The 19,343-nt window shown below is 54.0% G+C and carries 14 protein-coding genes and 1 tRNA gene; 7 read left to right on the top strand and 8 right to left on the bottom strand.

What is annotated here, in order from left to right; translation table 11 throughout:
• Nucleotides 1–2 precede the first annotated feature (2 nt).
• The 4 genes from SOM40_RS20045 to SOM40_RS20030 all read left to right on the top strand — a co-directional run bounded on the left by SOM40_RS20045 (nucleotide 3) and on the right by SOM40_RS20030 (nucleotide 6,128).
• Nucleotides 3–3,875: a cellulose biosynthesis protein BcsC gene (locus SOM40_RS20045; protein WP_320531023.1), complete on the top strand. Its 3,873-nt coding sequence runs from the start codon at nucleotides 3–5 to the stop codon at nucleotides 3,873–3,875.
• Entirely contained in the window at nucleotides 3,875–4,342 is a 468-nt protein-coding gene (gene bcsD / locus SOM40_RS20040; protein WP_320531024.1) for a cellulose biosynthesis protein BcsD, read from the top strand. Before SOM40_RS20045 ends, bcsD begins: the two co-directional genes overlap by 1 nt.
• A gap of 9 nt (nucleotides 4,343–4,351) precedes the next feature.
• Nucleotides 4,352–5,341, top strand: coding sequence for a family 8 glycosyl hydrolase (locus tag SOM40_RS20035; RefSeq protein WP_320531025.1), 990 nt, complete (start codon nucleotides 4,352–4,354; stop codon nucleotides 5,339–5,341).
• A 334-nt stretch (nucleotides 5,342–5,675) separates the two neighbouring features.
• Entirely contained in the window at nucleotides 5,676–6,128 is a 453-nt protein-coding gene (locus SOM40_RS20030) for a hypothetical protein (RefSeq protein ID WP_320531026.1), read from the top strand.
• A 258-nt stretch (nucleotides 6,129–6,386) separates the two neighbouring features.
• Here the strand turns inward: SOM40_RS20030 and SOM40_RS20025 are convergent, their stop codons facing one another.
• From SOM40_RS20025 to SOM40_RS20015, 3 genes are all read right to left on the bottom strand, one after another.
• Nucleotides 6,387–7,550: a reverse transcriptase family protein gene (locus tag SOM40_RS20025; RefSeq protein ID WP_320531027.1), complete on the bottom strand. Its 1,164-nt coding sequence runs from the start codon at nucleotides 7,548–7,550 to the stop codon at nucleotides 6,387–6,389.
• Nucleotides 7,551–7,708: 158 nt separating this feature from the next.
• The gene (locus tag SOM40_RS20020) at nucleotides 7,709–8,977 is read right to left on the bottom strand and encodes a phosphoribosyltransferase-like protein (protein ID WP_320531028.1); all 1,269 of its coding nucleotides are present in this window, start codon (nucleotides 8,975–8,977) and stop codon (nucleotides 7,709–7,711) included.
• A 497-nt stretch (nucleotides 8,978–9,474) separates the two neighbouring features.
• Nucleotides 9,475–9,550, bottom strand: a tRNA-Ile gene (locus SOM40_RS20015).
• Between the two features lie 125 nt (nucleotides 9,551–9,675).
• On the opposite strand from SOM40_RS20015, the gene mug reads away from it, so the two are divergent.
• Nucleotides 9,676–10,182, top strand: a complete 507-nt coding sequence (gene mug / locus SOM40_RS20010; protein ID WP_262672115.1) for a G/U mismatch-specific DNA glycosylase — start codon at nucleotides 9,676–9,678, stop codon at nucleotides 10,180–10,182.
• Nucleotides 10,183–10,281: 99 nt separating this feature from the next.
• Here mug and rpoD read toward each other — a convergent pair whose 3' ends face one another.
• From rpoD to rpsU, 3 genes are all read right to left on the bottom strand, one after another.
• The gene (gene rpoD, locus SOM40_RS20005; protein ID WP_146145547.1) at nucleotides 10,282–12,129 is read right to left on the bottom strand and encodes an RNA polymerase sigma factor RpoD; all 1,848 of its coding nucleotides are present in this window, start codon (nucleotides 12,127–12,129) and stop codon (nucleotides 10,282–10,284) included.
• Between the two features lie 153 nt (nucleotides 12,130–12,282).
• A complete protein-coding gene (gene dnaG / locus SOM40_RS20000) occupies nucleotides 12,283–14,028 on the bottom strand; it encodes a DNA primase (protein ID WP_106995866.1) in 1,746 nt (581 codons plus the stop codon).
• Between the two features lie 236 nt (nucleotides 14,029–14,264).
• Nucleotides 14,265–14,480 (bottom strand): 30S ribosomal protein S21, encoded by a 216-nt coding sequence (gene rpsU, locus SOM40_RS19995; RefSeq protein WP_001144069.1) that lies wholly within the window; start codon nucleotides 14,478–14,480, stop codon nucleotides 14,265–14,267.
• 236 nt (nucleotides 14,481–14,716) lie between these two features.
• On the opposite strand from rpsU, the gene tsaD reads away from it, so the two are divergent.
• Nucleotides 14,717–15,730 carry a tRNA (adenosine(37)-N6)-threonylcarbamoyltransferase complex transferase subunit TsaD gene (tsaD, locus tag SOM40_RS19990; RefSeq protein WP_106995865.1) on the top strand — a complete coding sequence of 338 codons (1,014 nt, stop codon included), beginning with the start codon at nucleotides 14,717–14,719 and terminating at the stop codon, nucleotides 15,728–15,730.
• A gap of 17 nt (nucleotides 15,731–15,747) precedes the next feature.
• On the opposite strand, the gene SOM40_RS19985 is transcribed toward tsaD, so the two are convergent.
• Nucleotides 15,748–16,395 (bottom strand): LuxR C-terminal-related transcriptional regulator, encoded by a 648-nt coding sequence (locus SOM40_RS19985; RefSeq protein ID WP_106995864.1) that lies wholly within the window; start codon nucleotides 16,393–16,395, stop codon nucleotides 15,748–15,750.
• A 263-nt stretch (nucleotides 16,396–16,658) separates the two neighbouring features.
• Here SOM40_RS19985 and SOM40_RS19980 point away from each other — a divergent pair, with 263 nt between their 5' ends.
• On the top strand, nucleotides 16,659–18,686 hold the full coding sequence (locus SOM40_RS19980) for a S8 family peptidase (RefSeq protein ID WP_320531029.1): 2,028 nt from the start codon (nucleotides 16,659–16,661) through the stop codon (nucleotides 18,684–18,686).
• Nucleotides 18,687–18,717: 31 nt separating this feature from the next.
• On the opposite strand, the gene ureG is transcribed toward SOM40_RS19980, so the two are convergent.
• On the bottom strand, nucleotides 18,718–19,335 hold the full coding sequence (gene ureG / locus SOM40_RS19975; RefSeq protein ID WP_106995862.1) for an urease accessory protein UreG: 618 nt from the start codon (nucleotides 19,333–19,335) through the stop codon (nucleotides 18,718–18,720).
• Nucleotides 19,336–19,343 lie beyond the last annotated feature (8 nt).

Genomic DNA, 19,343 nt, shown 5'->3' with positions numbered 1-19,343 from the left:
CTATGGAAAATAAAAACAAAACCGCCGGACATCTGCCTGTACTTTGCCTGGTCAGCGGGCTGGCGATCGGGGGCATCCAGGGTGCCCAGGCGGCGGATGCCGCCCAGTCGGCCAATAACCCGGCGCTGAAAGCGCTGTTCGATCAGGCCAACTACTGGCACGAAAAGTCTCACGATAATCTGGCGATGGAATCGCTGAAAAAAGTGCTGATGGTCGACGCCAACAACACCCAGGCGTTGTACCTGATGGCCCTCTGGTCGCAGCAGGCTGGCGACATCAAAGGGGCGGCCCAGTGGCGCGAGCGCTTAACGGCGGTCTCGCCGCAGGATGCGAATTTGCAGGCGCTGGATAACGCCAAACAGATGCAGCAGGTGCCGCGAGGGCAGCTGGAGCTGGCCCGTCAGCAGGCGCGCAGCGGCAACATTCCCGCCGCGCTGGCCACCTGGCAGAGCCTGTTTACCGGCAATCAGCCGCCGCCGAGCCTGGCCCCGGAGTACTATCTGACCATGGCGGGGGACAAGTCCCTCTATCCGCAGGCGGTGAGCGAGCTGCGTCAGCTGCGCGTCCAGTATCCGCAGGATAACAACGTCAAAATTGCGCTGGGTAAAGTCCTGACCTATCAGGAAAGCACCCGTCGCGAGGGGATGAACATCCTGCAGGATCTGGCGAGCGGCAGTCAGGATGCGGATAAATCCCTGCGTCAGGCCCTGCTGTGGCTGGGCCCGCAGGCGGGGGACGAAGCGTACTACCAGACCTTCCTCCAGCGTCATCCCAACGATACCGCGGTGCAGGATCACTACCGCAAGAGCATCGGTGGGGCGGCAAAAGGCGAAGGCTTTGTGGCGCTGAACAGCGGCAATACCGATACCGCCCGCAACCAGTTTGAGCAGGTGCTGAAGGCCAACCCGGAAGATGCCGATGCGCTGGCCGGGATGGGCTATGTGGCCCTGCGCAAGGGCGACTATGCCGCAGGTGCGCAGTACCTGAACCGCGCGGCCAGCCTTGGCGGTGCCGCTTCTGACGAGCGTAAACAGCAGGCGCAGGACGCCGAATTCTACGGCCAGCTGGCCCAGGCGCAGGCGGCTTACAAGCAGGGTAACGTCAGCCAGGCCCTGGCGCTGAGCGCGCCCCTGACCCAACGCAGCGGCGAACAGGGGGCGGCGGCGAAGCTGTTCCGGGCCGACGTCCAGCGGCATAACAAAGATTACACCGCGGCAGAGCAGACCCTGCGCGGCCTGCTGACCGAGCAGCCAAATAACGGCGCGGCGCGGGAAAACCTCTACTACGTCCTGCGGGAGCAGAACAAAACCGCCGAAGCCCAGGCGATGTTGCAAACCCTGCCTGCCAGCCTGCAGGCGAGGCTGCAGCCGCGCGTCTCCGGCGGTAACCCCACCGATCCGCTGCGTCGTCAGGCCCAGCAGGCGGTGGCCAACGGCGATCCGCAGCGCGCTATCGCCCTGTTACAGCAGGGTACGGCCCGCTATCCATCCGATCCCTGGCTGCGTCTGGATTTAGCCCGTCTGCTGCAGAAGCAGGGGCGCAGCGCGGAGGCGGCTAACGTCATGACGCCAGCCTTCCGCCCGAACGCCAGCAACAGCGAACTCTACGCGGCGGCCCTGTTCGCCAGCGAAAACAACGCCTGGCAGCAGTCGCAAACCCTGCTGTCACGCATTCCGGCCTCCAGCCAGAACGGCGATATGCGCGAGCTGTCCCAGCGGGTGAATTACAACCTGCAGATGGATGTTGCCGAACGCTATCTGGCTCAGGGCGACCGGACCGCGGCGGCCAACACCCTGAAAGCCCTGGCATCACGTCCGCCGCAAAGCCCGGCTGACGCCGGCAAGCTGGCGCGGATGCTGGCCCAGAGCGGCGATGTCACCACTGCGGTGAGCGTGGTGCACGACAATATGCGTCGTGGCGTGCAGGGTAATGCCGGGGACTATGCCGATCAGGTTGCGGTCCTGAACCAGGCCGGACTGGGCAGCGAAGCTCAGGCGTGGCTTGCTAACCCGGAACTGCAGTCGCGCAGTACCCCGACCCAGTTGGCGAGCATTCGCAACGGCTATGTGATCAACGAGGCCGATCGTCTGCGCGTGCAGGGCAACTATGCGGCGGCTTACGACAAGCTGATCCGCGCCATGCAAAACGATCCGCAGAACACCGATCTGATGTTCGCCATGGCCCGCGTCTATCAGTCCGGGAAGATGAACAAAGAGGCCGGGGTGGTTTACGACTACCTGATGACCCGCGACACGCCGCAGCAGGACGCGCGCGCCGGGGCCATCGACGTGGCGCTGGCCAGCAACAACGTGGATAAAGCGAAGCAGCTTTCCGCCGGGCTGACCAACGACAGCACCCCGGAACGCTTACTGCTGCTGGCCCGGGTCTCCGAGGCTCAGGGCAATCATCAGCAGGCGATGAGCTATCTGCGCACCGCCCGCGGCAAGCTGCTCGGCCTGCAGAACAACAACGGCGAAACCGCCCCGATGCTGGGTGGTCTGGCCCTGGCCGACAACCCGTTTGTGGGTACCTCCAGCCAGGGCGTGGAGGCGGCCTCACCGTCGCTCTACGGCCAGGCGATGCCGTGGCAGGTGGCCCAGCTGGCGCGTAATCCACAGACCGCGCCGCCGGGTACCGTGCGCACCGATCTGCCGGTAGAAACTGCCCAGGCGGGCACGCTGCGTCAGGTGGATAACATGATGGAGATGCTGGTCGACAAAACCGCCACCTGGGCGCGGGGTTCAACTGCCCTGCGCGCGCGTGACGGCGAAGAGGGGCTGAGCAAGCTGACGGAGATCAAGGCCCCGCTGCAGTGGTCCACCGTGCCGTTCGGCGATTCGCGTCTGGATGTTAACGTCACGCCGATCAGCCTCGATGCAGGCACCTCGTCCGATGAATCCAGCCGCCGGTTTGGTACCGGGGCGCTGATCCAGGGTGGGGTGGCCGAGGAGCTGTATAACGCCTCCACCACCACGCCGCCTGAGCTGCCGAACATCGACAAAATCAAGGTGCCGTCCCAGGGCTCGCAAAGTGCCCAGGGCGTCGAAGTGGCAATGGCGCTCACCGGGGAGCAGTACAAAATTGATGTCGGGTCCACGCCGCTGGGCCAGGATCTGAATACGCTGGTAGGGGGCGTGCAGTGGTCGCCGCAGCTGACCGATTACCTCAAGCTGATCCTGACCGGCGAACGTCGTGCGGTGGTGGATAGCCTGCTGTCGTACGTCGGGGTGGAAGATAAGTACAGCGGCAAGAAGTGGGGCCAGGTCACCAAAAACGGCGGCAGCGCCCAGCTGAGCTATGACAATACCGATGCGGGCTTCTACGCCGGGTTTGGCGTGTATGACTACATCGGGGAGAACGTCCCGAGCAACACCAGCGTCAATGGTTCGGCGGGGGTCTATTTCCGTCCGTACTATGCTGCCGATCGCGAGTTAAAAGCCGGCATCAACATGAACTACATGAACTTTGACAAGAACCTGAGCTACTTCAGCTACGGTCAGGGTGGCTATTTCAGTCCGCAGGATTACATCAGCGTCTCCTTCCCGGTGGATTACACCCAGAAATATGACAACTGGAAGCTGGGCTTAGGGGCATCGGTGGGGTATCAGTCCTACTCCCAGGATGAGAGCCCGTACTTCCCGACGGATTCCGCCATGCAGCGACAGCTGGAAGATTATGTCTCCCGTGGATTTGCCAAAGAGGCGTTCTACAAGGGCAGCAGTGAGAACGGCCTGGGGTACACCCTGCGCGCATCGACTGACTACAAACTCAATAAAGACATGACCATCGGCGGACAGGTGGGTTATGACACCTTTGGTGATTACAACGAAAGTACCGCGAGCCTCTACTTCCGCTACCTTCTGGGGAATAAGTAATGAACGATCAACAGCTTTTGCAGTATTACCAGCATCAACAGACGCAGTCGGGTTGGTTTTCGCTGATCCACGTGATGATTGAGAGTATGGTAGCCAACGTCGGTGAGGCGCAGAGCCGCTCGTTCCTCGTGCAGATGGGCGACGCGCTGGGCGAGCGTTTCCCGCTGGCGCTGGCCCACACCGTGGGCGAGCTCGAAGCGCAGATCAATGCCCGGCTCGCGGCCTTCAACTGGGGCTATATTGATATTGATGCCAGCGAGACGGCGATCCGCATTGCCCATACGGCGCTGCCGGTTCCGCCGGAAGAGCCAAAGCAGTTGGCGTGGAACCACGCCTTCAGCGCGGTGCTGGAAGGGCTCTACGCCCGCTGGCTGCGCGAGCAGGGCGGAAAATCACACGTATCACTGTGGCGGGAGGCATCCCCCTCGGCTACGGTTATCCATTTCAGATATCAAAACAATCAATAAGGATCGGCCATGTGGCAGCGAAGTAAAACCCTGGTTCTGGTGCTGGGACTGTTGTTAAGTCATCAGGCCTTTGCCGGCCCCGCCTGGGACAGCTACAAAGCACGATTTTTGATGGCGGATGGTCGCATCATTGATACCGGCAACAACAGTGTGAGCCACACTGAGGGGCAGGGCTTCGCCATGATGATGGCGGTGCGTAACAACGATCGCGCCGGTTTTGACAAAATCTGGGGCTGGACGAAAAAGAACCTGCAAAATCCCGAGACCGGACTGTTCTACTGGCGTTATAACCCGGTGGCACCGGACCCGATCGCCGACAGAAACAACGCCACCGACGGCGATACCTTTATCGCCTGGGCGCTGTTAAAAGCGGGTACCCAGTGGAATGACAATAACTATCTGAACGCCTCGGACGCCATCACCAAATCGCTGCTGGCCCGCAACGTGATCAGCTTTGCCGGTTACCGCGTGATGCTGCCTGGCGCGAAGGGCTTTAACCTCAACAGCTACGTGAATCTTAATCCGTCCTATTTTATCTTCCCGGCGTGGGAGGATTTCGCGAAGCGCAGTCATCTGACGGTGTGGCGTGACCTGATCAATGACGGACAGAAGCTGCTGGTGAAGATGCGCTTCGGCAATACCCAGCTTCCCGCAGACTGGGTTTCATTGTACGCCGACGGTCGCGTGACCCCGGCCAAAGAGTGGCCGGCGCGCTTTAGCTACGATGCGATCCGCGTCCCGCTGTATATCAAGTGGGCGAATGCTTCCAGCCCGCTGATGGCCCCTTACACCGCGTACTGGGGACGGTTTGCCCGTACCCAGACGCCAGCCTGGGTGAATGTCACCACCGGCGATCCGGCGCCGTATATGATGGCGGGCGGGTTGCTGGCGGTGCGTGATTTGGCGCTGGGGCAACTTCCGGCGGGCGATCCGCAGATCACGACGCAGGAAGATTATTATTCTGCGAGCCTGAAGATGCTGGTGTCGTTAGCGAAATAGGTTTTACCCACCCGTTGTCGGGATTCTGGAAAGCGCCTCGCAAGAATGAATTGCGGTGGCGCTTTTTGCTTTTTGGGGGGAAGAGCAGGGTGTAGAGTCGCCGTGTTGCAGGAGAAACTGCAACCGGGCGTAGGAACCCGAACAACTCAACTGCGATACAGGTTTCTGTATCGGGCCAGCGCACACCACGGTAAAATCTTCGGTGGCGCTGGCAGGGCAGCCGAAAGGCTGGCCGGTTGCCGTTGAGTTCCGGTTCCTAACCCTGTCAGCGCTGCCACTCCCATGAGCTTAGGAACTCAGGTTGTGGCTCATTAAACTCAACGGAGGATGCCATATGGCTACGATCCCAACCCCGTCTTATCCCGAATTTGACGAAAGCATTATTCATCATCTGCTCACCGCGCCGCTGCCCGTGTCTGCCGACCTGTTTGAAGTAACGGACCTGTGCGTCTCATTTGTGAATGTTCTGCTGGAAACTCACGATGTATCCGCCCGTCTGGCGCTGTGTGGGCGCTTATCGCAGGTACTGGCGCGCCTGGCGCAACTGTGCGATGAAGATTTACCCCCGGACCTGGTGGCGCAACTCACTGTTGATGAACCGCCCCAGTCTGCAATGCCGGACTGCTGGCAGGACACGTATCTGATGGTGGGATATCTGCGCTCGCTGAATCAGGCACTGCTGGGGAATGCGCTGCCGGAAGCGGTGGCGGAAGACCTGGCCGGGTTGTTGCATGACATGGTGTATATCCTGCGGGATTATGTAAGGGAGCCGTACCGGACGCACTGAGGGTAGAGAAGGAGGCTGGCGGTGAACGCCAGCTTTTGTCCATTAACGAGCTAGGTCAACGATTTTGCCTGTGACAAGTTGCGTTTAAGCCGTTGCACGATTAATTAATATCCCTATCCCTGAATAATCACAGCGACACTATTGAAATATCTAAAATAACGTAGGGATGGTAATTTTTAAGTATCAAACATAATTAAAGTGAATTTTTATAAAGAGGTTGATGTAAATTAAATGTTGTGATGAGCATTCAATCTGAAATCAAGGTATAATTCCGGATTCAAATTTCATTTTAATGGCTTTGTATCTTATGTTCATCTTTGCTGCCCATTCAGGTTCAATATATGATGCGAAACTCAATTTTCCTTCTAAATAATTTAATAATCCTTGCTCTGATCTGAATCCCTTGTGGAGGCAATGTTTTTTTAAACCGACCTTACCATTAAAGAGGAAATATAAATGAGTAGATATTTCTTTTTTATACTCTTTCGTAAGTTTTGGCTTAGGTCCATCAACTAACATTCCTAAAACAATCTTTCTTGCACCTGGGGTAATAATCTTTGTTTTATTTTTGTTAGGCCAAAATCCATTTAAAGCAAGAATGCTATTAATTTCTTTAATGAATGACACGCAATTGCTTCTGTTGAAATCACTCGTTGCAGAAAAGATTATGTCATCTGCATAGCGTGTATAGGTAAGATTGTTTTTTATAGAAAACGCTAAAAGTCTCTTATCCAGTTTAACTGTGCACAAATTAGATAGCAGAGGGCTGGTCGGAGCTCCTTGTGGGAGATGTCCGATCTCGATCGTCTTATAAGGTAAACTACCTTCTTTACTAAACTCCGCATAATTTTTTTTGACAGGATTTGAATAATCTCTGACTCGCGTACATAATCTCGCTAACTCGAAAGAAACTAGTGGCTGATAACCTATACTCCTAAATATTTTGTAAACTTTGCCTTCAGAAATCGATTCAAAATAATTTCTAATATCAATCTTTATCATCCATGAGCAACCACAATGCGGCATGGCAGCCATCAATATTCCACCATTTGGTACAAATGCCGTATTACAAGGGTGAAATGCCATTTTTTTTAAAATTCTTTCGTGTATCCAGCGCTGAGCTGTCAATAAAGCAGGTTCTGGTACTGTAATTATCCGAAATTGATAAGGATCACAGTTCATTCTTTTCTTTTTTAATTTAAATACCTTGTAAATTTTTCTTTGAGGGTTTCGTTCAACAATTGAACGTAAAGCAGCGTAATGTATATTAGTAAGCTGGGACAAATGCTTAAGAGTAAATATGACCGGAAAATCAGAAGAGATCATTTGATTGCTCACGGCAATGGCATTACTCAAAACATCTGGTGAAACACCAAATTTTTGACTTTCAGAAATATATTGCTGAGGGCTCCAGATTTTCATCTACCTTAGACTCCATCGCGCAGCGAATCCTCGGCTCTAAGCAGCAAGGCCTCATCGGCGCTCAGCGTGAGTCGAGCATTCCCTGTAAGCGTTAGTTCAAACTACGGGTTAGCAAATAGCTTCCCAGATAGCCCTCCAAAATATGGAGGATTCTAGACTCAAGATTTTGGAGCCCTCAATTGCGTAGGGTAATAAAAACCTGACTGAGATTCAACTGCTTTCTTCATTTTATCATTTTGTTCAAGGAGTTTATTGAACAGTGACCTACCTTTAGATGTCATTGACCGCCCCATTATATTTACTAATTTTTCTCTTGATGCCTGGTTTTCCATATTTAGTATATGATAGGGTAAACAATGGGGTATGTGTAATATCTCATTGTCATGATTTAGCCCTTTACCAATAAGACATAAAAATAACATAGCAGCTTTCTGGTTAAACTTATAGTCATCCGTAAAATCCTTCATATAATTCATGCCTAAGATCTTATAAGCATGGTCCTCAAATTTACTGAAGGATAAAAGTATGCTGTCATAGCTACCCTCCATATTATAAGGGTCTGGGAAAAACTTCCCCCATGTTTTCCCTTTTCCTGAATGAGACTTTGATAAAATAGCTGGAGAATTATTTGGTATTGAATGTGAAAAACTAATTAATACGCCACTATTATTGTAACCCAAGGGTTCTTTGGCAAAACTACCGTAAGAATTACAAAGAGTAATAATGGAAGAAATCTCGCTACTTGAGAATGAGTTATAAATTGTTGGGCAATCCATTAGTTTTATTATTGATGGGTGTGTTTTATGGTGCTTTATTCTTTGTTCTCCTGCTTCAGTAGCGCTATAGCATAAAATATGAAAGCTTATTTTTTTATAGGATCGCCAGCTCTTTATTGTTTCTACCTTCCATAATGACTCTAACATATCAATAATTCTTTGCCCTGAACCAATAAGATCTGTAACTATCACAATTCTTCTTATCTTTTTCCTCCTGAATTCATCTGCACTTGGGTGGAGGAAATATTTATCTTGATTTTCTTTCAAAGAACATTGCTTGGAAAGAAGGTGAGCGATTAAAGCTTCACTACCGATTACATGACTATCCAATCTTGGAGATTGAATTGGATGTAATGCTGCACCGTATGCCCTTCTGATATGACGTCGCCGCCCTGGTTTTGGAATTAAATTGACCTTATACATTTTTTGAGGTATTGATTTGTTTTTTCTTAGTTCCTTCTCAACAAAGAATGCGGTTTTTATTTCATTCGAAAAATTAATGTCAATTAATTGATTCATGCTCAAAATGAAATCATCTTGACGTATCAAATGACAGAATGAAATAAGTTTTTTGGCTGTCATATAGTCATCAAAATTGTGTGAGAACTGTGACAACCATATTTCCGCTTCTCTTTTCAGTGAAATTAACAAGGCAGCACCTCTGGAAATTTGGGGGATTAAGATAACTATTTTACATGACTGCCGCGTCCCTGTTGCGGCTTGTCTGTTGCTGACAGCTCACAAAGTCGAGCTTTGCATGCCGTCATCCAGCTTACAAATACTTTTTGAACTGCCAGTCAGCTCTGACTATGCCGATCCCAACCCTGGCGTTACAAGAAGCAATAACATACTCGGCTCACAGCAGATGGTACGATTCATACACCAAGCTGGGCATATGGCACATAGATTAAACGAAGCTATGAATATCGTTGGATCATATTGAGCATCTGGCGTTTTCAGGCGACATCCACTTCGTGCTGGAATTTGAGCTCTTTTGGTGCGCTATACACAGAGTTCGACAATGGCAGTGTTCAGCGCTATTTGAGGCTTCAATGCCTACTAATTGCTAAAGTCACCTACTAGATCATCTGAATTCCGTCCAATAAAAAAGGAGTCAGACGATTTCTCATCTAACTCCTTGTTTTATTTGGTGGCCCCTGCTGGACTTGAACCAGCGACCAAGCGATTATGAGTCGCCTGCTCTAACCACTGAGCTAAGGGGCCGTGGCGGAGGATTATAAAGTAACTCCTCGCTGCAATCCAGACATACCCGCCTGCCTGCTGTTTTTATAAACAACCCATTTTCAATCTCTTATACTTAGAGCCTGAACCATTAAGCGGGAGTAATCATGATCAACGACATCCTTGCGCCAGGCCTGAGGGTGGTGTTCTGCGGCATCAATCCGGGCAAGTCCTCTGCCCATACCGGTTTTCACTTTGCCCATCCGGGGAATCGCTTCTGGAAGGTGATCTACCAGGCCGGGTTTACCGACAAACTTCTGAAGCCGGAAGAGGAGCAACAGCTGCTGGATACCCGCTGCGGCATCACCATGCTGGTGGAACGGCCGACGGTGCAGGCGAGCGAGGTGAACCTGCATGAGCTGCGCAGCGGCGGGCGGGAACTGATTAAGAAGATGGAGGACTATCAGCCGGCGGCGCTGGCGATCCTCGGCAAGCAGGCGTATGAGCAGGCGTTCAGCCAGCGTGGGGTGCAGTGGGGAAAGCAGAGCATCACCATCGGCGTGACCCAGGTGTGGGTGTTGCCTAATCCGAGCGGGCTCAACAGGGCGACGGTAGAGAAGCTGGTGGAGGCGTATCGGGAGCTGGATGAGGCGCTGGTGACGCGAGGGCTTTAAATACGGTGCGGCCTGATGCCCTCACCCTGACCCTCTCCCACAGGGAGAGGGAATAAACAAAAAAAGCTCCCATTGGGAGCTTTTTGCTGTTTACCTGGGTTAGTCGTCCAGGAAGCTACGCAGCACTTCAGAGCGGCTCGGGTGGCGCAGTTTACGCAGCGCCTTCGCTTCGATCTGACGGATACGTTCGCGGGTAACGTCGAACTGTTTACCCACTTCTTCCAGCGTGTGGTCGGTGTTCATATCGATACCGAAACGCATACGCAGGACTTTCGCTTCACGGGCGGTCAGGCCAGCCAGCACGTCGTGCGTGGCGGCACGCAGGCTCTCGGTGGTCGCAGAGTCCAGCGGCAGCTCGAGGGTGGTATCCTCGATGAAATCACCCAGATGCGAATCTTCATCGTCGCCGATTGGCGTTTCCATGGAGATTGGCTCTTTGGCAATCTTCAGCACTTTACGGATCTTGTCTTCCGGCATCAGCATGCGCTCGGCCAGCTCTTCTGGTGTCGGCTCGCGGCCCATCTCCTGCAGCATCTGACGGGAAATACGGTTGAGCTTGTTGATGGTCTCAATCATATGCACCGGAATACGGATGGTGCGCGCCTGATCCGCGATAGAGCGGGTGATAGCCTGACGGATCCACCAGGTTGCGTAGGTGGAGAACTTGTAACCACGACGGTATTCGAACTTATCAACCGCTTTCATCAGACCGATGTTACCTTCCTGGATCAGATCCAGGAACTGCAGGCCGCGGTTGGTGTATTTCTTGGCGATAGAGATAACCAGACGCAAGTTCGCTTCAACCATCTCTTTCTTCGCACGGCGGGCTTTCGCTTCACCGATGGACATGCGACGGTTAATGTCTTTTACCTGCTCGATGGTCAGGCCGGTCTCTTCTTCAATCTGCTGCAGCTTCTGCAGACCACGGTGGACGTCGTCAGCCACATCACGCAGCTTTTCAGACCACGGCTTGTTCATCGCGATAGCCGCGTTGAACCAGGTTTCGCTGGTTTCGTTGCCGGTGAACAGGGTGATGAAGTTCTTCTTCGGCATTTTGCACTGTTCAACGCACATTTTCATGATGATGCGTTCCTGGGTACGGACGCGGTCCATCATGACGCGCATGCTGTTAACCAGGTAATCGAACTGTTTTGGCACCAGACGGAACTGTTTGAACACTTCAGAAAGCTTCAGGATCTCTTCCTGAGCGGCAGCATGGCTACGGCCTTTGGCTTTAATGGTGTCGCGGGTGACTTCATACTGTGTACGCAGCTCACCGAACTTCTCGCGCGCCAGTTCAGGGTCGATGCTGTTGTCATCGTCGCTGCTGTCGTCGTCGCTCTCTTCTTCTTCTTCGTCTTCGTCGTCGTCCATCTCTTCCTGAGACAGTTCAGAGCCGACATGCGTCGCCGTAGGCGCCATGTCTTCTTCCGCGTTCGGATCGACAAAGCCGGTGATCAGATCGGACAGACGTGCTTCTTCCGCTTCCACACGATCGTACTGCTCGAGCAGATAGGTGATGGCTTCAGGGTATTCGGCAACAGAGCACTGAACCTGGTTGATCCCGTCTTCGATACGTTTGGCGATGTCAATTTCGCCTTCACGGGTCAACAGCTCAACGGTCCCCATTTCACGCATGTACATGCGCACCGGGTCCGTCGTGCGGCCGATTTCTGATTCAACACTCGACAGAACCTGTGCAGCAGCTTCTTCTGCATCTTCGTCAGTGTTGTTTGAGTTTTCAGCAAGCAACAGATCATCGGCATCAGGGGCTTCTTCCATCACCTGAATACCCATGTCATTGATCATTTGGATGATGTCTTCGATCTGATCGGAGTCGACGATATCTTCCGGCAGATGGTCATTGACCTCGGCATAGGTCAGATAGCCTTGCTCCTTACCACGTTGGACAAGAAGTTTCAGCTGTGACTGCGGGTTTTGCTCCATAAGACGGTATCCACACTTATTCGTTTGATTGGTGTCGGCGATACGGCTGCCAACCTTTAAAGCGAGGGCGTACTTGTATTTGTGCCGCTGCCTCTCAGTGCGGCTGTCGGGATCTACCCGAACGGTATTCGGCACTTAAGCCGTTAAATTCTTTTATTTCTTCGCCAGTTCCTGGTTAATCATCCAGAGCTCCCGGCGTTCTTCGCTGCTTAAACCGTGTGTGCGCTCGCGAGCAATCAACTCTTCCTGGCGCAGTTCAAGCATCGAATCAAACATATGGTTGAGCGAGTCGGTGAAGGTCTCTTCAGCGATATCTTTATCTGCTATATCGTCCCACATCGACAGTTTTTCAAGGGTGGCGGACGCTTTTGTTCCGCGATAGTGCTCTAAAAGTTGCCCTGTGGTCAGACCTGGCTGTGAGAGACAAGTGTTGACCAGTTCTGCAAATAAGCCAAGTCCCGGCAGCTTTTCGTGGTTCAAACCTTCCAGAGAGGGCACTTTCGGCGCCAGTTCCGGATTTTGCACCAGCAGTCCTATCAGTATACGCATGGTTGTGCGTTTTAGCTGTGGCGCCGGGCGAGCCGCTCCGCTATCCGCCAGCTTTGGCATTAAACGTTCAAGCTGACTGTCATCCAGAATGCCGAGTTTCTTACCCAACTCCTGACGCAGATAGATGCGCAACGTTTCGCCGGGCACCTGAGTAATCAGCGGTAACGCCAGCGTGCTCAGCTGGGCGCGGCCATCCGGGGTACTCAAATCGACCTGCGGCATCAGGCTGTTAAACAGAAATGTGGAGAGCGGCTGAGCCTGCTCCATCCGCGCTTCAAATGCCGCTTTGCCCTCTTTACGCACCAGCGTATCCGGGTCTTCGCCGTCGGGCAGAAACATAAAGCGTAACTGACGTCCGTCGGTCATATACGGCAGCGCCGTTTCCAGCGCGCGCCAGGCGGCTTCGCGTCCGGCACGGTCGCCGTCGTAACAGCAAACCACGGTGTTGGTCACCCGAAACAGCAGCTGAATATGGTCGGCGGTCGTGGAGGTGCCCAGAGACGCAACGGCATAATTAATGTCGAACTGCGCCAGCGCCACCACATCCATATAGCCTTCGACCACCAACAGGCGCTGCGGTTCAGCGTTATCCTGCTGGGCTTCATACAGGCCATACAGCTGGCGGCCCTTATGGAAAATGTCGGTTTCCGGGGAGTTCAGGTATTTCGGCAGGGCATCGCCCAGCACGCGTCCACCAAAACCAATTACCCGGCCACGCTTGTCGCGAATGGGGAACATCACCCGCTCGCGGAAGCGGTCATAGCTGCGTCCCTTGTCATTCGTGACCAGCATGCCCGCGTCGATGAGGGATTTACGATCTTCGCTATTGCCGCCAAAACGCTTTAACACGTTATCCCAACCGGGAGGGGCGTAACCAATAGCGAAACGCGCAATAACATCGTCGCTCAGTCCGCGCTGGTTCAAATAGTGACGCGCAGGCTCAGCGGCAGGTTGCTTAAGAGACTGTTGGTAAAATGCGTTCAGGCCGTCCATCAGCTGATACAGCGTTTGTCGTTGATGACGCTCTATCTGGCTGGGGCCACTGCCTGCTTCATAAGGCACTTCAAGGTTGTGCATGGCTGCCAGCTCTTCGACGGTTTCAACGAACTCGAGCTTGTCGTAGTTCATCAAAAAGTCGACGGCGTTGCCGTGCGCGCCACAGCCGAAGCAGTGGTAGAACTGTTTTTCACCGTTAACGGTGAAAGAGGGGGTTTTCTCGTTATGGAATGGACAGCACGCGTGGTAGTTTTTGCCCTGCTTCTTCAGCTTTACCCGCGCGTCGATGAGATCGACGATGTCGGTTCTTGCCAGCAGATCATTAATAAATACACGTGGAATTCGTCCAGCCATAGGCCCCGCGATTACACTTCATCCTTCAAACTGTCTCTGCGTTGGCTGCGCTCGTTCACCCCTGTCACTTACTTAAGTAAGCTCCGGGGATTCACTCACTTGCCGCCTTGATACAGTGTGAATGATTTTGTGTAAGTCCTGATTCATAAACGAAAACAAGCCGCGCATTCCTTCCGGAAGCACGGCCTTACGACTATTACTCTGTCTGACAATTGAGGACGTGCGTCCTCAAAAGATTAGTACAGACGAGTACGGCGTGCGTTTTCGCGAGCCAGTTTCTTCGCGTGACGTTTCACAGCAGAAGCTTTAGCGCGCTTACGTTCGGTCGTTGGTTTTTCATAGAACTCACGACGACGAACTTCAGCCAGAACACCTGCTTTCTCGCATGAACGCTTGAAGCGACGCAGTGCTACGTCGAACGGCTCGTTTTCACGTACTTTAATTACCGGCATGTAACTCTCACCTTTATAAATTCGGTTTGCCGCTGGCATCAACGCCAGCTTATTTCAAAATGGTGCGGAATTTTACTGCAATTGCTGCTGCTTTGTAAAGCACCGCGGCCGTTTTTGAAAGGGACTTTTATAAGGGTGAGGAGTATACACGAAGAGAACTCCAGGGGTGAGGAAAGTTTTACATCAACCCGCCCAGGCTCTACACTGCGCGGTATCTGAGTGAGGTAAAACAAGTCATGCGTGTACTGGGTATTGAAACATCCTGCGATGAAACCGGCATCGCGATCTACGACGATGAAAAAGGGCTGATCGCCAACCAACTGTATAGTCAGGTGAAATTACATGCTGACTACGGCGGCGTGGTGCCGGAGCTGGCCTCCCGCGACCATGTGCGTAAAACGGTGCCATTGATTCAGGCGGCGCTGAAAGAGGCGGGCTTAACGGCAAAAGATATCGACGCCGTGGCCTACACGGCCGGTCCAGGGCTGGTGGGCGCGCTGCTGGTGGGCGCGACGATCGGACGTTCGCTGGCATTCGCGTGGGATGTTCCGGCAATCCCGGTTCACCATATGGAAGGGCACCTGCTGGCGCCGATGCTGGAAGACAATCCACCGGAATTTCCGTTCGTGGCGCTGCTGGTTTCCGGCGGCCACACCCAGTTGATCAGCGTCACCGGCATTGGTGAATACGAACTGCTGGGCGAGTCCATTGACGATGCGGCGGGTGAAGCTTTCGATAAAACCGCCAAGCTGCTGGGTCTCGATTACCCGGGCGGCCCGATGCTGTCGAAGATGGCATCCCAGGGCACGGAAGGGCGCTTTGTCTTCCCGCGTCCGATGACGGATCGTCCGGGTCTGGATTTTAGCTTCTCGGGGCTGAAAACCTTCGCGGCGAATACCATCCGTAATAATGAAGATGACGATCAGACTCGCGCTGACATCGCGCGTGCTTTTGAAGATGCGGTGGTGGATACGCTGATGATCAAGTGCAAGCGCGCTCTGGATCAGACCGGCTTTAAGCGTCTGGTGATGGCGGGTGGCGTCAGCGCCAACCGTACCTTGCGCGCGAAGCTGGCGGAAATGATGCAAAAGCGTCGCGGTGAGGTGTTCTACGCCCGTCCGGAATTCTGTACCGATAACGGGGCGATGATCGCCTATGCCGGGATGGTGCGTATGAAGCCGGGAGCTACGGCGGATCTCAGCGTCTCCGTCCGTCCGCGCTGGCCGCTGGCAGAACTGCCTGCCGCCTGATGAAAGTGACCCGGATGTCAGAGTGCGATATCAAACATCCGGGTTTTTGCTAGCAGGCAGTAGAGCTGACAGCTGTTCTTCACTCCCAGCTTGTCCATCGCCCGCATTTTATGGGCGCTCACGGTTTTAATGCTCAGATGCATCCGCCGCGAGATATCCGTCAGGCTCAGTCCCCTACAGATCAAACGCAGCACGTCAGTCTCCCGGACGGAGAGCGCCTCATTCATCATTTTCCCGCCTTTAAACAGGGCGTTCATCAGGGTGCGCTCGACGTACACCTCGCCATCGATCACCGACTGTAACGCCTGGCTGAGGATCTTTTCATCGCTGTGACGGCTGAGCCAGGCTTTCGCGCCTGCTTCCAGTGCGAGGCGGATCAGCAGCGGGTTGGTATCGGGCGAGAGCATCATCACCTGCAGCGACGGGTAGTGGCGGGTTAACCACTTCACCAGCGCCAGCCCCTCCATGCCGTTCTGCGGATCCCGCAGCGTATAGCCCAGCAACAAAATGTCGGGGGTTTCGCGCGCCAGCAACGCCAGAAGCTCTACGGTTGAGGCGGCTTCGCCACAGAATGAGAGCGCCAGAGAGGCGTTATCGCCGATCATGGCGCCGATCCCCCGGCGGATCACGGTATGCTCATCCGCAATCACCATTTTAATTGTCATTGGATTTTCCTTTAGCGGCGTTAATTAGAGTTTGCCCAGGATGTAATTTTATATTGTGCGTACCCGGATGGATTGCAAAGGAATAAATATTTTTACCCGCAGCGAGGGCTTGACAGATTTAAATGGCGCCGCTGCTAAGCCAACGTTTAATGACAAGAGATTTCTTATTTTTTGAAAGAGCGCTCTTATAGGTCCGCTTACTTTTTTAATTCATGCTGAAAAAGAAGGATTTTAATTAATGTCATAAAGGATCGTTGGCTAAAATGAAAAAAAGTATTTTATCGCTGTTAATTTGCGCAGCCGTTACCTGTTCTGCGCACGCTGCAACGCTGCCTCAGGCGGAGCTGGCTCAGGAAGGTATCTCTTACGCAGCGATCATCGTGACGCTGAAGCCGGGCACCGAGGGCACAACCACTGCGGCCCGCAAGCTGACCCTGAGCGACCCGACCCTGGTCCTCACCCCCATGTTCCAGGCGGATAAGTCTGCCGAACTGAATGAGCTAAATACGCGTTACGGTTTTGACCGTTATTTGCGTGTCACCCTGCCGGAGAGTAAAGCGCAGGATAAAAATTTCATCAACACAATTATTACCGAGCTGGAACACAACCAGAATGTTGAATCTGTTTATCCTGAAAGTATTCCCGTTTCGTTAGATGATACCCAGCAGGAAACAACCCAAACCAAACCGAAATTAAAGTCGTCGGTAAACGGCAATCTCACCGCCTCATCCATTCCGGATTATCGCCACCTGCAGGATTATTTAAAATCACCTGGTGAAAAACGTGCTGGCTATTATATGGGTGGCGTTAACCGTGACAGTGTGAATTCCTATAAGGGCAATGAGGGTGAAGACATTACTATCGTCTCGTCCGAAAACTGTGGCTGGAATGATAAACATCTGAATTTACCGCCGATTGCTTTCCTGCAGGGGCCCAATAAAGAGACCTGCACCGAACGGCAACATAATACCGCTTCCGTCGGCATTCTGGCGGCGCGGGATATTGGCTCCGGCGTGCGTGGCCTGAGCTATAAGAGTAAAGTCGCCTATGCTGCCTGGCCATCGACCAACCTCTATAACATGATCCCTCAATTAAACGCGGGGGATGTGGTCTCATTAAATATGCAGACCTGGGGCGGAGAAGTGGCCGGAACCTGTACCTCGGCCTGCTATATCCCTATCGAAAACGATGTCAGCTATTTCAACGTCATTAAGGCGCTCACCGACAAAGGCGTATTTGTGGTGACCTCCGCGGGCAATGGCAATATCAACCTCGACTCGCCAGCGTTCAATGGCAAATGGGATACCCAGGTGCGGGATTCCGGGGCGATTATCGCCGGGGCCTTCTGTGCGAAGACCGGTCAGCGGGCCCACTTCAGCACCTACGGCAAGCGGGTGACCAGCTCATCCTGGGGCTGCAGCGATGTCGTCACCACCGGCTACGGCACCCTCAATAATACCGTCAATGCCAACTACACCAATAACTTCGGGGGAACCTCATCGTCCACGCCAATTGTCGCCGGGGTGGTTGCCAGCCTGTCGGGGATTGCCAAAGCTCACGGTATTACGGTGACCCCGCTGCAGATGCGCCAGATCCTGCAGGAGACCGGTACCCCAGCCGCCAATGGCACCGGGGCGATCATCGGGACGCAGCCGGATATGGAGCGGGCTGTTGCCCGCATCATGGCCCTGAAGAACGGCGGTGAAACCCTACCGGCACCGACGGCGGTAGCCGGGGCGGATTACACCATGGTTTCGTCTGCCACGGGGGTGAGCACCTGGCCACTGGATGGCAGCAAGAGCCTGAATGCGAAATCGTATAACTGGAGCGTGACCAAAGGGGCTGGCACCTTCTGGCTGCAGGAGAAGCTGAACGGCACCCTGGTTAACAGCCTGAACAGCGCCCATGCCTATGCGGCGATCCCGGCCAATAGCGAAGGTGAAGTGACCTATACCCTGACCACCACCGGGGCGGACGGTCGTACTGCTCAGGACAGCATGACCATTAAAGTGAGCAAACCGGCGGCACCAGCGAAGGATGAAACACCGGCGACCCCGGCGCAGGACGAGACGCCAGCTACCCCGGCGCAGGATGAGACCCCGGCGAAGGAGACCACCCCGGCTTACAATGCGAAGATTGCTTACCCAATCAAATGCACCAAAGTCTCCCACAACGGCAAAATCTGGATGAACCAGTGGTACGTCAACCCGGGTCAGGAAGAGCCGGGTAAAGGGTTCAGCAGTTGGGGCGTCTGGCGTGAGCAGGGCGCATCGAGCAACAGCTGTAAATAATCAGCAAGCCTGGCGTGATGCCAGGCTTTTTTTACACCTTCAGCATCCCTTTCTCTTCCAGGAAGCCGATGATCGTCCCCAGCCCGTCACCCGCTTTCAGGTTGGTAAAGGTCCAGGGACGCTCGCCGCGCATGCGGTTGGTGTCGCGCTCCATCACCTCCAGCGAGGCCCCCACGTACGGTGCCAGATCGGTTTTGTTGATCACCAGAAAATCGGATTTGGTGATCCCCGGCCCGCCTTTGCGCGGGATCTTCTCCCCTTCGGCGACGTCGATCACGTAGATGGTCAGATCCGCCAGCTCGGGGCTGAAGGTGGCGCTCAGGTTATCCCCACCGCTCTCGACAAAGATCAGATCCAGATTGCCGAACTTTTCGCTCAGCGCTTCCACCGCCGCCAGGTTCATCGAGGCATCTTCGCGGATCGCGGTGTGCGGACAGCCGCCGGTTTCTACCCCGACAATGCGCTCCGGCTCGAGTGCCCCCGCTTCGGTGAGGATGCGCTGGTCCTCTTTGGTGTAGATATCGTTGGTCACCACCGCCAGCTGATACTGGTCGCGCATCGCTTTACACAGCGCTTCCAGCAGGGCGGTTTTGCCCGACCCCACCGGGCCGCCGACGCCCACGCGCAGGGGATGTTTGTACTCAGACATAGAGACTC

Source organism: Leclercia sp. CFBP8987 (assembly GCF_034044995.2).
Lineage (GTDB): Bacteria > Pseudomonadota > Gammaproteobacteria > Enterobacterales > Enterobacteriaceae > Enterobacter > Enterobacter tamurae.
Note: the sequence above shows the minus strand (reverse complement) of the source record. Positions and strands in the feature narration are given on the sequence as shown.

Bases quoted from the DNA above. Each gene is read 5' to 3' on its own strand.
- ureG (WP_106995862.1), bottom strand. From the start codon at position 19,335: ATGTCTGAGTACAAACATCCCCTGCGCGTGGGCGTCGGCGGCCCGGTG.
- bcsD (WP_320531024.1), top strand. From the start codon at position 3,875: ATGAACGATCAACAGCTTTTGCAGTATTACCAGCATCAACAGACGCAG.
- SOM40_RS20030 (WP_320531026.1), top strand. From the start codon at position 5,676: ATGGCTACGATCCCAACCCCGTCTTATCCCGAATTTGACGAAAGCATT.
- SOM40_RS19985 (WP_106995864.1), bottom strand. From the start codon at position 16,395: ATGACAATTAAAATGGTGATTGCGGATGAGCATACCGTGATCCGCCGG.
- SOM40_RS20035 (WP_320531025.1), top strand. From the start codon at position 4,352: ATGTGGCAGCGAAGTAAAACCCTGGTTCTGGTGCTGGGACTGTTGTTA.
- mug (WP_262672115.1), top strand. From the start codon at position 9,676: ATGATCAACGACATCCTTGCGCCAGGCCTGAGGGTGGTGTTCTGCGGC.
- dnaG (WP_106995866.1), bottom strand. From the start codon at position 14,028: ATGGCTGGACGAATTCCACGTGTATTTATTAATGATCTGCTGGCAAGA.
- tsaD (WP_106995865.1), top strand. From the start codon at position 14,717: ATGCGTGTACTGGGTATTGAAACATCCTGCGATGAAACCGGCATCGCG.
- rpoD (WP_146145547.1), bottom strand. From the start codon at position 12,129: ATGGAGCAAAACCCGCAGTCACAGCTGAAACTTCTTGTCCAACGTGGT.
- SOM40_RS20025 (WP_320531027.1), bottom strand. From the start codon at position 7,550: ATGAAAATCTGGAGCCCTCAGCAATATATTTCTGAAAGTCAAAAATTT.
- rpsU (WP_001144069.1), bottom strand. From the start codon at position 14,480: ATGCCGGTAATTAAAGTACGTGAAAACGAGCCGTTCGACGTAGCACTG.
- SOM40_RS20045 (WP_320531023.1), top strand. From the start codon at position 3: ATGGAAAATAAAAACAAAACCGCCGGACATCTGCCTGTACTTTGCCTG.
- SOM40_RS19980 (WP_320531029.1), top strand. From the start codon at position 16,659: ATGAAAAAAAGTATTTTATCGCTGTTAATTTGCGCAGCCGTTACCTGT.